Source organism: Streptomyces sp. SolWspMP-5a-2 (genome assembly GCF_900091845.1).
GTDB classification, from domain to species: Bacteria; Actinomycetota; Actinomycetes; order Streptomycetales; family Streptomycetaceae; genus Streptomyces; species Streptomyces doudnae.
Genome location: NZ_FMCI01000200.1, coordinates 1 through 16,326 on the forward strand (window position 1 = coordinate 1; position 16,326 = coordinate 16,326).

Sequence of the window (16,326 nt, forward strand, 5' to 3'; positions counted from 1 at the left end):
AGCCACTGATCGGCCACGCCCGCCTCGTAACAGCCGTTACGTTCTTCCCCGACGGCGCCTTACTGGCCACCGCCAGCTTCGATGGCATGGTGCGTCTTTGGGACCCCGTTACTCGTCAAGCGGTCGGTAAGCCCTTGATCGGACATGACGGCCCCGTCAGATCGGTAGCGTTCTCCCCCGGCGGCCTGCTCGCCACCGCCAGTGACGATGGCACAGTACGTCTCTGGGACCCGACCACCCGGCAACCCGTCGGCGCTCCGCTGACCGGCCACACCGGCGCCGCCACAGCCGTCGCCTTCTCCCCCAGCGGCGGCCTGCTCGCCGCCTCCGCCGCCGACGGCACGGTGCGTCTCTGGGACCCGACGACCCACCAGACCGTCGGAACGCCGCTGACCGACCACACCAGCGCCACCACAGCCGTCGCGTTCTCTCCCGACGGCGGCCTGCTCGCCACCGCTGGCTACGATCAAACGGTGCGGCTATACGAAGCCGAGGAGGCCCAGCCAACGCCTTCCTCGGCACAGGGTGCGCTGCATGAAGAGGACTCGCCCGAGAACCTGATCGCCCAGAATGACCAACTACGCACCCGCGTAAACCTCTTGACCGCACGCGGCCTCGCCAGCCGCAGCGTCCTCGCCGCGCTCACGAACGGCGAAGGCATCTCTCTAGCTCCCCTGGTGGGACACCGGGAAGCGGTCTGGTCCGTGGTGTTCTCGCCTGACGGAACCCAACTCGCCACGGCGAGCGCTGACGATACGGTGCGGTTCTGGGACCCTGCCAACCGACAACCGGTCGGCAGGCCACTGACGAGTCACCGAGACTCCGTCAGGGCGGTGGCTTACTCCCCTGACGGCACCCTCATCGCCACAGCGGACGAGGGTGGCTCGGTGCGCCTGTGGGACGCGGCTGCCCGAGTACCGGCGTCGGGCAGCCCCTTGGCCTCCCACCTCGGCCCCATCACGTCGGTGGTCTTCTCGCCCACCGGGACCCTGCTCGCCGTCGCCAATGATGGTTCTGCCGTACGACTGTGGGTGCCTGCCACCCGGCAACCCGCCGGCGCTCCGCTGACCGGCCATCACGGGCTCGTCACAGGGGTCGCGTTCTCCCCCGACGGCGGTCTCATCGCCACAGCCACGGATGTCGGCAAAGTATCTCTGTGGGACGCCACCAGCCGTGAGTCAACCGGCGAACTCCTAGATGGTCATAGAGGCTCCGTCAGCTCAGTCGCGTTCTCCCCCGACGGCAGTCTGATCGCCACCGCTGGCGACGATCACACGATTCAGCTGTGGGACGCGGCCACCTACCAGCCCGACGGAAAGCCTCTGACCGGCCATAACGACGCTGTCACGGCCCTGGCTTTCTCTCCCGACGGGGGCCTGATCGCCACAGCCAGCAAAGATCACACCGTACGCCTGTGGAACCCGACCACCCACCAACCCGTCGGCGAGCCTCTCACCGGCCACCACGACGCCGTGACAGCGCTCACCTTCTCGCCGGATAGCACCGTGCTCGCCACCGCCAGCCTCGACCGCACCGTTCGGCTGTGGGTGCCTCCCGCGGTGAGCGGTCCCGCCGGGCAGCAAGGCTGATCCGACAAGGACCCGAATAAATGCTTCCTGGCCCCCATTGTTCCTTCCCGGTGATCAAGGTGAGGCGGGGAGGCCCATGAGCAATCTGAAGGTCTTCAGGCTGAGAGGCGGGGAGGCAACTGAGGTCTCGGGAGCGTCCGTGGGGGTGGAGGTCGAGCTGCAGCGGCTGATCGAGGCCAACATGGAAGCGATGCTCGGCATCCGCTTCCTGGCGACCGAGTACCGTACCGGGCATCACGGAGGCCGTATCGACTCTCTCGGACTGGACGAGAACGGCGCGCCGGTCATCGTCGAGTACAAGCGCAACCGCGACCAGAACGTCATCAGCCAGGGGCTCTCATACCTGTGGTGGCTCCACGACCACCATCACGAGTTCGAGAGTCTGACCCGGGGGAAGCTTGGCGACCAGGCTGCCGTGGAGATCGACTGGAGCGCCCTGCGGATCGTCTGTGTTGCTGGCGCCTTCACCCACCACGACACGGTTGCTGTGGAGATGATCGGCCACCGGATCGACCTAGTGACGTACCGAGTCTTCGAGGATGTGCTCACGTTGCAGCTCGTCGCGTCCGCTGGCGGCAGCCGTACCTCCTCACGGGGTAAAGGGTCAGGGTCCACCCACAGTGCGTCTCCGACACCGAAGTCGGTCCAGCGAGTCTGCCGAGCACCTCAAGGAGCTGTACGCGGACCTCGACGAGTTGCTGTTGTCCCACCGGGATGTGCTCAAGGAGCCCCAGCTCCACTACGTCGCCTACCGACGGATCATGAACGTGGCCACGGTGCGCGTACAGCCACGCAACCGGCTACTCGTGGTCAATCTGAGGCTGGATCCGGAAACGGTTGAGCTGCGGGAAGGCTTCTCCCGGGACATGCGTGGCCTCGGAGCCCTCGGAATCCGTCACGGCGTCGAGGTGCGAATCGGCTCGCGCGAAGACCTCGAACAAGCGGCCGACCTAATCCAGCGGAGCGTCGAAGCGGCGTAAGTCCGTATGGCAACGGACGGTTGTCCCACCACTCTGATGGGACAACCGCCCGTTGCTGCGGTATGGCCCGGATACCGAGGCCTTTCGATCTCACTCTTCGGGCCCGGCAAGTTCAAAGTCGTCCTGGGTCAGCGCACTTCGCAGCCGCTGCTCCGCGATGTCCGCATAGTGCTCGGAGAGTTCAACTCCTACGAACTGACGCCCCTCCCGCAATGCGGCGACGCCCGTCGTCCCCGAGCCGGCGAACGGGTCGAGGACCGTTCCACCCGGCGGGCAGATCTTCACCAGCTCCTGCATCACTTCCACGGGCTTCTGCGTGATGTGCACGCGGTCCTTCCGGGGCTGGCTCGCCGTGTAGAGGCCCGGGAGGTAGACGGGGTTCCGGTTGGCGTCGACCGGCGCCTTGGTGCCCCACACGATGTATTCGCACGACTGCTTGAGCCGGCCCTTCTGCGGCCGGGAGACCGGCTTGTGCCACGAGGCGATCCCGCGCCAGGTCCAGCCGGCGGCCTGGAGCGCGTCCGTCGTCGTCGGCAGCTGCCGCCAGTCGGTGAAGACGAGCGCGGTGCCGGACTCGACGGTCACGCGATAGGACTCGGGGAGCAGGAGGGTGAGCCAGAAGCCGTACGAGCGCTGGTCTCGGTTCTCGCCAGGGAAGTTGGCGAGGTCGTGCTCGGCGTCCGCCGAGGAGTACTTCGCGCGCGCGGAGCGGCCGGTGCGCTCGCCGCTCGTTCGGCCGCCGCTGTTGTAGGGCGGGTCGGTGATGACGGCATCGACGATGTTGTCGGGGATGCCGGCGAGGGCGGTCAGCGCGTCGCCTCGGTGGAGGGTGTACGGCATTGCGCGGTTCTCTCTTTCGGGGAGGCGGTCGTGCGCGTATTTCTCCGCTCGCGGAGGGATGCGCACGTCGGCATGGGTCGCTCCGTGGAACTGCGAGAGCAGTCGCCGTGGCGATCAATGCGCTGGAGGTTAACCCCGAATTCCGGCCCCACCCAATGAGGTCGATCTCAGCCGAGCGCCCCGAAACCACCCGAGGCACGGGCCGTTTGGTGCGGCCGGATTTCGTCCCTACAGTCTCGCCGTGTTCGCAGGACGGGACCTGGTTCCACCCCTGCTGAGCTGTGTCGATGCGTGCCGTTCCATCCAAAAGACGGCGTCCCTGACACTCCACCGACGGGCTTCCTAATCGGCGAAGGGGACTCCCCATGTGGCGAGTGAGATTACGAGCGCGGCTGGCTGCCGCTTTCCAGTAAGGCGCCAGCGGCCGGGAGTTAGACGTCATCTCATTTGGATCGGTAGTCTGTCGGTCGTGGTTTCGATCGTTGAGCGGCTGATGCCGGATGAGTTGTGGGGGCTGTTCCAGCGGGTGGTTCCGGAGCCTCCGTCGCGGCCTCAGGGTGGTGGCCGGCGCCGGCATGGTGACCGGGAGGTGCTGGCTGCGATCGTGTTCGTGGCCACGTCGGGCTGCACGTGCCAGCAGTTGCCGTCCGCATCGTTCGGGCCGTCGGGAGCGACGGCCCACGGCGCTTTGCCGAGTGGTCGAAGGCCCGGGTGTGGGCCAAGCTTCATCGCCTGGTGCTCGACGAGCTCGGCTCCCGCGGGGAACTGGACTGGTCCCGCTGCGCGATCGACTCGGTGAACATGCGGGCCCTGAAAAGGGGGAGCTGACAGGTCCGAATCCTGTGGACCGGGGCAAGTACGGCTCGAAGATCCACTTGGTCACCGAACGGACCGGTCTGCCCCTGTCCGCCGGAATCTCAGGCGCGAACCTGCACGACAGCCAGGCGCTGATCCCGCTGGTGAAGGAGATACCGCCGATCCGCTCCCGGCGCGGGCCCCGGCGGCGCAGACCGGCAAAGCTCCACGCGGACAAGGGATACGACTACAACCACCTGCGGCGATGGTTACGCGGGCGCGGCATCAGGCACCGCATCGCCCGCAAGTGCATCGAGTCCTCAATCCGCCTGGGCCGTCACCGCTGGACGATAGAACGCACGATGTCCTGGCTCGCCGGATGCCGCCGGCTGCACCGCCGCTATGAGCGCAAAGCCGAGCACTTCCTTGCCTTCACCAGCATCGCCTGCAGCCTCATCTGCTATCGCAGACTCACCAAATGAGACGACGTCTTACTGACCACAACCTCGAACTCCAGCTCGACTGGCCCAAGTTCGAACTGGATGTCGTCGTCCCTGCCATCAGCCATGGCCCGATTCAGCTGCCCCCTTAACCGCCGCACGACCTCGGACGACTCGAACCACTGCTCTTCGTGACGCGCCCTGAGGGGAGGGTAGTCAACAATGCCTGGGCTGTATGCGGAGTTGCTCAAATCCGAGAGGTGACAGGACTGTGCTGCTGGCTGTAGTGACCGATGGCAGAGATGGGGGACTCGATGCGTCGCTAAAAGTTGAATCTCGATTCAGTGTCCCTGCCCACAGTCGTCCCCGAGCCCAAAGTTCTGAGCCTCCTCTCGCCGGGTTATCGGGCCCGCGTCCGCACGATCGAGGACCTCTTGTCGGATCGCAACAACAGCGCTGACAGCGGACAGCAACTGACTACGCCTCTCTGCGGCCGCCCCTCTGCACGATCTCTGCGCACGTGGCCACCCCTTGGCCACCCCCGCTCACGCAGTCCTCCGCGTCTCCTCGGAGAAACCCCCGCCTCCGAGGCCGAGATATGCGAAAAGCCCAGGTCAGCTGCGTCTGACCCGGGCTTTCACAAGAGCCGCCTTCGGGATTCGAACCCGAGACCTACGCATTACGAGTGCGTTGCTCTGGCCATCTGAGCTAAGGCGGCGCGCTGTCCGCACGATGGTGCGGTCAGCAACGACGGTAAGTCTACACAGGTTCCGAGGTGCTCCGTGCCACCCCCCGGGGTGCCCCCGGGCGACCCCGGGGGCACCCCCTTCGCCCCTCCACCGCGCCTACGAGCAGCGCTTTCCGTCCGCCGGAGGCGTCCCCTGGAGCAGGTAGGTGTTGATCGCCGCGTCGATGCACGCGCTGCCCCGGCCGTACGCCGTGTGGCCGTCGCCCTCGTACGTGAGGAGGCGTGCCGAGGACATCTGGCGGGCCAGGGACTGCGCCCAGCGGTACGGCGTCGCCGGGTCCCGGGTGGTGCCGACGACCACGACCGGCGCCGCGCCCTTCGCCTCGATCCGGTGCGGCTCCCCCGCCGGCTTCACCGGCCAGTACGCGCAGCTCAGCGACGCCCAGGCGAGGCCGCGCCCGAAGACCGGGGACGCCTTCTCGAAGGCGGGCAGCGCCTCCTCGACCTGCTCGGGCGCCGTGTACGCGGCCGGGAGGTCGAGGCAGTTGACCGCCGCGTTCGCGAACATCAGGTTCGTGTAATGGCCCTTGGCGTCCCGCTCGTAGTAGCTGTCGGACAGCACCAGCAGGCCCGCGCCGTCGTTCTCCTTCATCGCCGACGTCAGCCCCTCGCGCAGTTGCGCCCACGCCGACTCGTCGTACATCGCCGCGATCACGCCCGTGGTGGCGAGCGCCTCGCCCAGCTTGCGGCCGTCCGCGTCGCCGGTGGGGATCGGATGCGCGTCGAGCTTGCGGAAGAACGCCTTCAGCTTGTCGCCGGCCCGCGCGGGCGAGGTGCCCTTGCCGCCGAGCGGGCAGTCCAACTGCTGCACGCAGTCCTTCGCGAACGACTGGAACGCCGTCTCGAACCCCGCCGTCTGGTCGAGGTTCATCGTGCGCGCGGGCAGCGACGGGTCCATCGCGCCGTCCAGCACCAGCCGCCCCACCCGGTCGGGGAAGAGGCCCGCGTACGTCGCGCCCAGGAACGTCCCGTACGACGCCCCCACGTACGTCAGCTTCCGGTCCCCGAGCGCCGCCCGCAGGACGTCCATGTCCCGGGCCGCCTCGACGGTGGACACGTGCCGCAGCACCTGCGCCGAGCGCTTCCCGCACCCCTCGGCGAACTTCTTGTACGCGTCGACGAGTTGGCCGGTCTCCCGCTGGTCGTCCGGGGTGCTGTCCGTCTGCGTGAACGTGTCCATCGCCCGCCCGCTCAGACACTGGACGGGCTCGCTGCGGGCCACCCCGCGCGGGTCCATCGCGACCATGTCGTAGCGAGCCCGCACCTTCGCCGGGTAGCCGATCCCCGCGTACTGCTGGAGGTAGCCGACCGCCGATCCGCCCGGACCGCCCGGGTTCACCATCAGCGAGCCGAGCGCCTTGCCCCTGCCCGTCGCCTTCTTGCGCGCCACCGCCAGCTTGATGTCCCCGGCCGACGGGTCGGCGTAGTCCAGGGGCGCCTTCATCGTCGCGCACTCGAAACCGGAGGCCCCGCAGCCGTGCCACGCGAGCCTCTGGCCGTAGTACGACGTCAGCGCCGCCGGTGTCGCCTTCGGCAGCGCGGGCAACGCCGCCGCCGCGCCCTCGACGGCGTCCGACGAGCCCGACGGCGAGCAGGCCGGGACCAGCAGGACCGCCGCCGTCGCGGCGGCGAGCAGCGTGCCGGTGGTGCGCGGACGCGGAGCGGAGGACCCTGGGGCCCGACGGGAGGTTCGCCTGAAGTACATCAAGCGAGGGTAACCGTGAGCGATCGCCCGGACGCTCTGTGTACACGGATCTGCTCGTACGAGGTACCTGGTCAATCTCCGCCTCCGCACTGTCCCCCCTGGGCGCTCCTCCGGCCCGCGAGGCGCTCCGCCCCGACCCCGAGGCAATCCGCCCCGCCCCTGCGGTGCTCCGCCCAGCCCCCGAGGTGCCCCGCCCGTCTTCCGCGGCGCTCCGACCCCGCTCGCCCTCAGCCCGTCCGCAGCGCCATCGTCATCGCCTCCACCGCGAGCAGCGGCGCCACGTTCCGGTCGAGTGCCTCCCGGCAGGCGCCGATCGCCTCGATCCGGCGGAGCGTCGCCTCGGGGGTGCCGGCGCGCGCGAGCCGCTGCAGGGCGTCCTCCGTGTCCCCGTTGGCGATCGCCACCCTGGAGCCGAACTGCAGCGCCAGGACGTCGCGGTAGAAGCCGGTGAGGTCGGTGAGGGCGAGGTCCAGGCTGTCGCGCTGGGTGCGGGTCCTGCGGCGCTTCTGCATGTCCTCCAGGTCCTTCATCACACCCGCCGTGCCGCGCGGCATCCGGCCGCCCTGCACCGCGCCCATCGCCGCCTTCAGCTCCTCCGTCTCCTTGCCGTCCATCTCCTCGGCGAGCTGCTTGGCGTCCTCGGCGGCCGCGTCGACCAGCTCCTGCGCCGCCTTGAGCGCGCCGCCGACGTCCTCGACACGCAGCGGCATCTTCAGCACGGCCGCGCGCCGCTGGCGGGCGGCGGGGTCGGTGGCGAGGCGGCGGGCCTGGTCGACGTGGCCCTGCGTGGCACGGGCCGCGGACGCGGCCACCGCCGGTTCGACCCCGTCACGCCGCACCAGCATGTCCGCGACGGCGTCGACGGACGGCGTCAGCAGGCTCAGGTGGCGGCAGCGGGAGCGGATGGTGGGCAGGACGTCCTCCAGGGAGGGCGCGCAGAGCAGCCACACCGTGCGCGGGGCGGGCTCCTCGACCGCCTTCAGGACCGCGTTGGCCGACTTCTCGTTCAGCCGCTCCGCGTCCTCGACGAGGATGATCTGCCAGCGGCCGTTCGCCGGTGAGGTGAACGACTTCCGCACGGTGTCCCGCATGTCGTCCGCGAGGATCTGCGCGCCGACGGCGGCGACGGTGGTGACGTCCGCGTGGGTGCCGATCAGCGCGGTGTGGCAGCCGTCGCAGAATCCGCAGCCGGGGGAGCCGCCGAGCGCGCGGTCCGGGGACACGCACTGGAGCGCGGCGGCGAAGGCCCGCGCCGTGTGGGTCCGCCCGGCGCCGGGCGGGCCGGTGAACAGCCAGGCGTGCGTCATCTTCGTCGCCTCGGGTGCGGGGGCGCCGGTCGCGTACGCGGTGACCAGCGCGTCGGCGTCCCGCGCGGCCGCGTCGAGCCGCTCGGCCACCTTCTCCTGGCCGACGAGGTCGTCCCAGACCGTCATGTGTCACCCCGCCCTTTCGTCACGCTTCGTGTTCCGGGATCCATTGTGCGGGCTGCCACTGACAACCGGGCAACCGGGCAACCGGACGGCGGGACAGCGGGACAGCGGTGGTGCCCGACCCATGCGGGCGGCACGCCGCAACGCCGTTCCCTCGCCATGCCGTCGCGCAGAGCCAGTGCCCCTTGCCCAGTGCCGGGTGCCCCCTGCCTGGTGCCCCCTGCCTGGTGCCTGGTGCCCAGTGCCCGGTGCCCGGTGCCTGAGACGGTTCTTGCCGGTGCTCCCACCGCACCGGTGCCACCGCACCGAACCGAACGGCCGCCGCACCGAAGTGCGGCGGCCGCTCAGCCTCGCGCCGTTCCCGTTCCCGTTCCCGTTTCCGGTCCCGGCCCTGCTTCCGTTGCCGGTCCTACCTCCGCGTCAGCGTCCGCCGCGGCCCCGGCCCCCGTCGTCATCGCGCTCGTCGTCGCGCGGGCCGAGCAGTTCGTCGGCCAGGGACGGGAGGTCGTCCAGCGGGGTCTCCTCGGCCCAGTCGGGGCGCGGCCTGCGGCGGGGCGTCCGGGCACCGGCGTCGGACGCGTCCGTCTCCGGCGCGCCGACCTGGGGCAGCTCCCGCGTACGGTCGTCGCCCGCGTCGGGGTTCCGGCGCTGTCCGCGCGCCGAGCCCGACTCGTCACGGAAGAGTCCCCGGGGCACCCGGTCCACCGGGTCGCCGCCGCGCACCGGGGGCAGCACGGCCGTGTCGTCCGCGGCACCCGGCACGACGGGCGGCAGCACGGCCGTCTCGTCGGCCGCGCCCGGCGCCACCGGCGGGAGCTGCGCCGTCTCGTCCGCCGCGCCCGAGGGCACCGGCGGCTTCGGCAGCGTCGCCGTCACCTCGGAGTCGGACTCGCCGCCCGTGCGACGCGCCCCGCTCGCCCGCCCGGACGCGCCGGAGTCCCGGCCGCCGCCGTCGCCGTCACGCACCGGCCGCAGCACAGCCGTCTCGTCGGAGGCACCGCCCGCGGTCCGCCCGGGACCCGAAGCCGCACCCGAATCCGCAGCGGAACCCGCGCCCGCGCCCGGACCCGAACCGGCGCCCGGCGCCGCAGTCGTCCTCGGGTCCTCCGTCCGGGAGGTGTCCTCGTCCGCGCGCGGGAAGGACTTCCTGGGGCCCGTCTCCGCCACGGTGGCCGCCTGTTCGGCGAGGCGGCGGGCCTCCTCGGCGCGCTGGAGCGCCTCCTCGGCCTTGCGCTGCTTCTCCAGGCGCCTGGCCTCGGCCTCGGCGTGCAGCCTGGCCTCCTCCTCGGCCTGCTTGCGGCGCCGCTCCTCGTCCGCCTTGCGGCGGGCGTCCTCCTCGGCGCGGACCTTCTCCTCGGCGAGCAGCCGGGCCCGCTCCTCCTCGGCCCGCCGACGCGCTTCCTCGGCGCGCAGCCGCGCCTCCTCCGCCTGGCGTTCGGCCTCGCGCCGCTGCGCCTCCTCCAGCTCGCGCCGCTTGCGCTCCTCCTCCTCGGCGCGCAGCTTGGCGAGCTGCTCCTGGCGTTCGCGCTCCTGACGCTCCTCCTCGGCCTTGCGGGCGGCCTCCTCCTCGGCCTTGCGGCGGGCCTCCTCCTCGGCCTTCCTGCGCGCCTCCTCCTGGGCCTCGATCTCGGCCGCGGAGAGCGGCAGGAGCTGGTCGAGCCGGTGCCGGACGACCGTCGTGACGGCCTCGGCCTCCTGGCCCGCGTCCACCACGAGGTAGCGGCCGGGGGCCGCCGCGGCGAGCGTCAGGAAACCGGAGCGCACGCGCGCGTGGAACTCGGCGGGTTCCGACTCGAGACGGTCGGGCGCCTCGGTGAAGCGCTCGCGGGCGATCTCCGGGGAGACGTCGAGCAGGACCGTCAGATGCGGCACCAGTCCGTTCGTCGCCCAGCGGTTGATGCGAGCGATCTCGGTCGGCGAGAGGTCGCGTCCCGCGCCCTGGTAGGCGACGGAGGAGTCGACGTACCGGTCGGAGACGACGACTGCGCCGCGCTCCAGGGCGGGCCTGACCACGGTGTCGACGTGCTCGGCGCGGTCGGCCGCGTACAGCAGGGCCTCCGCGCGGTGGGAGAGCCCGGCGCTCGACACGTCGAGCAGGATCGAACGGAGCCGCTTGCCGACCGGGGTGGCCCCGGGTTCGCGGGTGACGACGACCTCGTGGCCCTTGGCCCTGATCCACTCGGCGAGCGCCTCGACCTGGGTGGACTTCCCGGCGCCGTCCCCGCCCTCGACGGCGATGAAGAAGCCGGTGGCGGCGCGGTCGGGGACCGGGTCGTCGCCGCCGAGCAGCGCGTCGCGCAGGTCGTTGCGGAGCGGAACGCCGGAGCGGTCGTCGGCCTTGGCCAGGACGAGCGCGGCGAGCGGCAGCAGCAGCGCGCCGACGAGCATCAGCGTGAAGGCGGCGCCGCCGTGCGCGAAGACGAACTTGCCGTTCTCCAGGCGGTGCGGGCCGATGCCCGCGGCCACCAGCGGGGCGACGACCGCGCCGACCGCCACGAAGACCCGCACGAGCGCGTGCAGGTGCTCGGTGGTGCGGGTGCGCCGGTAGTCCTCGGCCTCCTGGTCGAGCAGGGTGTGCCCGGTGTTGGCGGCGACGCCCGCGCCGATTCCGGCGAGCGCGAGGACCAGCAGCACGGTGGTGACGTCCGGGACGAGCCCGGCGGCCAGCAGCGCGACGCCGGTGAAGGCGATCGCCAGCGCGAGCAGGCGGCGCCTGGACAGCGTCACGAGGATCCTGGGCGCGGTGCGGATGCCGACGACGACCCCGCCGGTCAGCACGAGCACCAGCAGGCCGTACAGGACGGGGCCGCCGCGCAGTTCCTTCGCGTGCAGCACGGCGACGGAGACGGCGGCGGCGATCGCGCCGGCCACGGACGCGGAGGCGACGGCGAGCAGCGGGATGCTCCCGGTGCGGCCCTTGTCGACGCCGGTGCCGGTCCTCGGGCGGCGCAGGCCCTCCAGCGGGGAACGCGCGCGGGGGGTGCGGACGTCCGGCAGTTCGAGGAACGTCACGACCGAGAGGGAGGCGGCGAAGAGTCCGGCCGCGACGTACGAGCCGAGGGCCGCCTGGTGCTGGGCGAACCAGGCGATCCCGGCGCCCAGCAGGTTGTTGACGAGGGAGGCGCCGACGAGGACGGCGGCGGCCAGCGGTACGGCGACGAAGCCGGTGCGCAGGGACAGCCTGCGCAGCGCGTCCATGTGGTCGGGCAGCGGGCGTACCGTCGCGCCTTCGAGGGGCGGGGCGGGCAGCAGCGCGGGGGCCGCGCTCTCCCTGCACACCGTCCAGAAGCGCTCGGCGACTCCGGTCACGAACGCGGTGACCAGCAGGACGGCCAGGGCGTTGTCCGGCGTCCAGTCGATCCACAGGGGCGCGATGATCAGCAGCAGGGCGCGCAGGCCGTCGGCGCCGACCATCGTCCAGCGGCGGTCGAGCGGGCCCTCGTGCGCGGTGAGCGTGGTGAGCGGGCCGAGGAGCACCGCCCCGAAGAGGATCGTCGCGAGGATCCGCACGCCGAAGACGGTCGCCACTGCGAACGCCACGCCCCGGAAGCCGCCGCCGAAGGCGCCTTCGGCGATGGCCGCCTGGAGCACCAGGACCACTGTCACCAGCAGGGCGAGGACATCGCCGATTCCGCCCACCAGTTGGGCGCTCCACAACCGCTTGAGTTGCGGTTCGCGCAGGAGAGCGCGGACGGCGCGTTCGCGGGAGTCCGCGACCAGTGCGTCGTCGGGGGCCGTTTGGTGGGCCGTTGGCTGGTCGGCTCGCGTCATGCTTTCAGCCTATCGGCAGCCACCGACAACCAGCCGCGCCGTCCGAACGTACGCCCGCCCTGACACCAAAGTGTTGTCGGGGCGCGTTCGTTTCGCGAAGAGACCGCGCGCGTCGTGCGGAGGGACCGGCACGGGACGACCGCGGCGACGGTGACCGGTGCGGCCAGCGGCGGGCGGCCAGCGGCGGGGACGGCGACCGGACGGCCCGCTGTGGGGTCGGCGACCGGACGGCCCGCAGTCGGGACGGCGGCCGGACGGCCCGCAGTGGGGTCGGCAACCGGTACGGCCCGCGGTCGGGTGGGAGCCGCGGGCCGTTCGGGGTGTCGTGCCGTCAATCGTCCGTGCTCTTCGCGGCCGTCGTCTTCTTGGCGGCCGTGGCCGACTTGGCCGTCGTCTTCTTGGCCGCCGTCGCCTTCTTGGCGGGCGCGGCCGTCTTCGCGGCGGTCTTCTTGGCGGCCGTCTTCTTGGCCGGGGCCTTCTTCGCGGGCGCCTTCTTGGCCGTCTTCTTGGCGGACTTCTTCGCCGGGGCCTTCGCCCGCTTCTCCGCGAGCAGTTCGTAGCCACGCTCCGGGGTGATCTCCTCGACGCTGTCGCCGGAGCGGAGCGTCGCGTTGGTCTCCCCGTCGGTGACGTACGGGCCGAAGCGGCCGTCCTTCACCACGACCGGCTTGGCGCTGACCGGGTCCTCGCCCAGCTCCTTCAGCGGCGGCTTGGCGGCGGCGCGGCCACGCTGCTTCGGCTGCGCGTAGATCGCCAGCGCCTCCTCCAGCGTGATGGTGAACAGCTGGTCCTCGCTGGTGAGGGACCGCGAGTCGGTGCCCTTCTTGAGGTAGGGACCGTAGCGGCCGTTCTGCGCGGTGATCTCCACGCCCTCCGCGTCCGCACCGACGACGCGCGGCAGCGACATCAGCCGCAGCGCCTCCTCCAGGGTGACCGTGTCCAGGGACATGGACTTGAAGAGGGACGCTGTGCGCGGCTTCACGGCGTTCTTGCCGGTCTTCGGGGTGCCTTCGGGGAGCACCTCGGTGACGTAGGGGCCGTAGCGGCCGTCCTTGGCGACGATCTGGTGGCCGCTCTGCGGGTCGGTGCCCAGCTCGAAGTCGCCGCTCGGCTTGGCGAGCAGCTCCTCGGCCATCTCCACGGACAGCTCGTCCGGGGCCAGGTCCTCCTGGATGTCGGCGCGCTGGTGGTTCTCGGAGTCCTTCTCGCCGCGCTCGATGTACGGCCCGTAGCGGCCGACCCGCAGCACGATGTCGTTGCCGACCGGGAACGAGGAGACCTCGCGGGCGTCGATCGCGCCCAGGTCCGTCACCAGTTCCTTGAGGCCGCCGAGGTGGTCGCCGTCGCCGTTGCCCGCGTCGGCCGCGCCGCCGGTGCCCGTGCCCTCGCCGAAGTAGAAGCGCTTCAGCCACGGCACGGCCTTGGCCTCACCGCGGGCGATGCGGTCGAGGTCGTCCTCCATCCTGGCGGTGAAGTCGTAGTCGACGAGCCGCCCGAAGTGCTTCTCCAGGAGGTTGACGACGGCGAAGGAGAGGAAGGACGGGACGAGCGCGGTGCCCTTCTTGAAGACGTAGCCGCGGTCGAGGATCGTGCCGATGATCGACGCGTACGTCGACGGGCGGCCGATCTCGCGCTCCTCCAGCTCCTTGACCAGGCTGGCCTCGGTGTAGCGGGCCGGGGGCTTGGTGGCGTGCCCGTCGACCGTGATCTCCTCGGCGCTCAGCGCGTCGCCCTCGGCGACCTGCGGCAGACGGCGCTCGCGGTCGTCCAGCTCCGCGTTCGGGTCGTCGGCGCCCTCGACGTACGCCTTGAGGAAGCCGTGGAAGGTGATCGTCTTGCCGGAGGCGCTGAACTCGACGTCCCGGCCGTCGGCCGCGGTGCCGCCGATCTTCACGGTGACGCTGTTGCCGGTGGCGTCCTTCATCTGGGAGGCGACGGTCCGCTTCCAGATCAGCTCGTACAGCCGGAACTGGTCGCCGGTCAGGCCGGTCTCGGCGGGGGTGCGGAAACGATCACCCGAGGGACGGATCGCCTCGTGCGCCTCCTGCGCGTTCTTGACCTTCCCGGCGTAGGTGCGCGGCTGCGGCGGCAGGTAGTCGGCGCCGTACAACTGCGTGACCTGGGCACGGGCCGCGCTGACGGCCGTGTCGCTCAGGGTCGTGGAGTCGGTACGCATGTAGGTGATGAAGCCGTTCTCGTACAGCTTCTGGGCCACCTGCATCGTGGCCTTCGCGCCGAAGCCGAGCTTGCGGCTGGCCTCCTGCTGGAGCGTCGTCGTACGGAACGGGGCGTACGGCGAGCGGCGGTACGGCTTGGACTCGACGGAGCGGACCGCGAACCGGGTCTCGGCCAGGGCGGCCGCGAGGGCGCGCGCGTTCGCCTCGTCGAGGTGGAGGGTCTGCTCGCTCTTGAGCTGTCCCAGCGAGTCGAAGTCGCGGCCCTGCGCGACCCGCCTGCCGTCGACGGTCTGCAGACGGGCGACCAGCGACGACGGGTCCGAGGCGTCACCGGCGCGGCCGGTGGCGAAGGTGCCCGTCAGGTCCCAGTACTCGGCGGAGCGGAAGGCGATGCGCTCGCGTTCCCGCTCCACCACGAGGCGGGTGGCGACGGACTGGACGCGGCCGGCCGACAGGCGCGGCATGACCTTCTTCCACAGGACCGGCGAGACCTCGTAGCCGTAGAGGCGGTCGAGGATGCGGCGGGTCTCCTGCGCGTCGACGAGCTTCTGGTTGAGCTGGCGCGGGTTGGCGACGGCCGCCCGGATCGCGTCCTTGGTGATCTCGTGGAACACCATGCGCTTGACCGGGATCTTCGGCTTGAGGACTTCCTGGAGGTGCCAGGCGATCGCCTCGCCCTCCCGGTCCTCATCGGTGGCGAGGAAGAGCTCGTCGGAGTCCTTCAGAAGGTCCTTGAGCTTCTTGACCTGCGCCCTCTTGTCCGCGTTGACCACGTAGATCGGCTGGAAGTCGTGCTCGACGTCCACCCCGAGGCGGCGCACCTCGCCGGTGTACTTCTCGGGCACCTCCGCGGCACCGTTGGGAAGGTCACGGATGTGCCCGACGCTCGCTTCGACTACGTAGCCGGGGCCGAGGTAGCCCTTGATCGTCTTCGCCTTGGCAGGCGACTCGACGATGACGAGTCGACGCCCGCCCTGTGCGGTCTCGCTGGTCGGGGACAACTTCGCTCTTCTCTCCGGTCGATGCTGGGGCCTCCCCAGGCCTTCGTCCCGGGGTCGGGTCATGGTGACGCTGCGGAGTGTGACGGTACATCCCGCCCCCGTGTCAAACGGGAAAAGCCCGCAACGGCCACTCGAACGGTAACCCGACTACCGCCATTCCTGCCGCCCGGAGTACCCACCGGCCTTTTCGAGCCGAACCGGACGATCACGTTCTGAACAGCGGAGCCGCGGCTCGGCGGGTGCGCTCAGAGCCGGGTGAAGCACCACGCGGCGAGGACCAGCGCGGTGAGCGAGAAGAGGCTCGCGAGGGTCGCCGATGCGACCGGGTTCACATCCTCGGCGACGGGCAGGCCGTGCCGTACCCGGACCACGGTCCACACCAGCAGCGCCGCTCCGAACAGGGCGAACACCGCGCCCGCGAAGATCGCCGGTCCGCTCTCCATGGCTCCCCCAGTCCCCTTTTCCCTGTCGGCGCGTGCCTCGCCGGGGAGACTCGCACGCGCGGACTGCGGGCAGGCGAACCGGAGGTGAACGCGGGGCCGACGCCGCGGCCCTCCCGGCCCCGGGCGCCCTCGCACGCTGGAGCGCACGCCCCTGGCGCGGCGGACGGGCCCAGGCGCCGGGTTGGCCGGTTTCACCCCCCGTCGCCGGATCCCGCCCCCTGCCCACGGCCGGGGCGGCCCGTCGCCAGTCCGGTCGTACGTCGGCGCAGGGGACCGGTCCGGTCGCACGTCGGCTCGCGGGGCCGGTCCGATCGCACGTCGACGCAGGAGGTCGATCCGGATGCACGTCGGCTCACGGGACCGGTCCGATCACCCGTCGGCTCACGGAACCGGGCCGGTCGCTCGCC

General features: G+C 71.2%; 9 protein-coding genes, 1 tRNA gene and 1 pseudogene. 3 read left to right on the top strand and 8 right to left on the bottom strand.

From position 1 onward, the window contains the following. Both GA0115242_RS20035 and GA0115242_RS41750 read left to right on the top strand, forming a co-directional pair. Positions 1-1,589: WD40 repeat domain-containing protein (locus tag GA0115242_RS20035; protein ID WP_141721678.1), on the top strand; the 1,589-nt coding region annotated here is incomplete at its 5' end. Between the two features lie 620 nt (positions 1,590-2,209). Further along, the gene (locus GA0115242_RS41750; protein WP_256089476.1) at positions 2,210-2,569 is read left to right on the top strand and encodes a hypothetical protein; all 360 of its coding nucleotides are present in this window, start codon (positions 2,210-2,212) and stop codon (positions 2,567-2,569) included. A 90-nt stretch (positions 2,570-2,659) separates the two neighbouring features. Here GA0115242_RS41750 and GA0115242_RS20045 read toward each other — a convergent pair whose 3' ends face one another. Continuing rightward, a complete protein-coding gene (locus tag GA0115242_RS20045) occupies positions 2,660-3,409 on the bottom strand; it encodes a DNA-methyltransferase (protein ID WP_093830381.1) in 750 nt (249 codons plus the stop codon). Between the two features lie 493 nt (positions 3,410-3,902). Between GA0115242_RS20045 and GA0115242_RS20050 the strand changes: the two are divergent. Beyond that, positions 3,903-4,686, top strand: a pseudogene (locus GA0115242_RS20050) (IS5 family transposase). On the opposite strand, the gene GA0115242_RS42500 reads toward GA0115242_RS20050, so the two are convergent. The 7 genes from GA0115242_RS42500 to GA0115242_RS20080 form a co-directional block, all read right to left on the bottom strand. Next, positions 4,665-4,805 (bottom strand): trypco2 family protein, encoded by a 141-nt coding sequence (locus tag GA0115242_RS42500; protein ID WP_370672304.1) that lies wholly within the window; start codon positions 4,803-4,805, stop codon positions 4,665-4,667. The pseudogene GA0115242_RS20050 and the gene GA0115242_RS42500 overlap by 22 nt on opposite strands. A 483-nt stretch (positions 4,806-5,288) precedes the next feature. Beyond that, positions 5,289-5,362: transfer RNA gene (locus GA0115242_RS20055), tRNA-Thr, on the bottom strand. 127 nt (positions 5,363-5,489) lie between these two features. Continuing rightward, complete coding sequence (locus GA0115242_RS20060; protein WP_093830383.1) at positions 5,490-7,097, bottom strand: alpha/beta hydrolase; 1,608 nt, start codon at positions 7,095-7,097, stop codon at positions 5,490-5,492. A 227-nt stretch (positions 7,098-7,324) separates the two neighbouring features. Beyond that, positions 7,325-8,530 (bottom strand): DNA polymerase III subunit delta', encoded by a 1,206-nt coding sequence (locus GA0115242_RS20065; RefSeq protein WP_093830385.1) that lies wholly within the window; start codon positions 8,528-8,530, stop codon positions 7,325-7,327. Between the two features lie 417 nt (positions 8,531-8,947). Continuing rightward, entirely contained in the window at positions 8,948-12,298 is a 3,351-nt protein-coding gene (gene tmk / locus GA0115242_RS20070; RefSeq protein ID WP_093830387.1) for a dTMP kinase, read from the bottom strand. Positions 12,299-12,629: 331 nt separating this feature from the next. Then, positions 12,630-15,476 carry a type I DNA topoisomerase gene (gene topA / locus GA0115242_RS20075; protein ID WP_093830389.1) on the bottom strand — a complete coding sequence of 949 codons (2,847 nt, stop codon included), beginning with the start codon at positions 15,474-15,476 and terminating at the stop codon, positions 12,630-12,632. Positions 15,477-15,721: 245 nt separating this feature from the next. Continuing rightward, complete coding sequence (locus GA0115242_RS20080; protein WP_093830391.1) at positions 15,722-15,919, bottom strand: hypothetical protein; 198 nt, start codon at positions 15,917-15,919, stop codon at positions 15,722-15,724. Between the last annotated feature and the right edge of the window lie 407 nt (positions 15,920-16,326).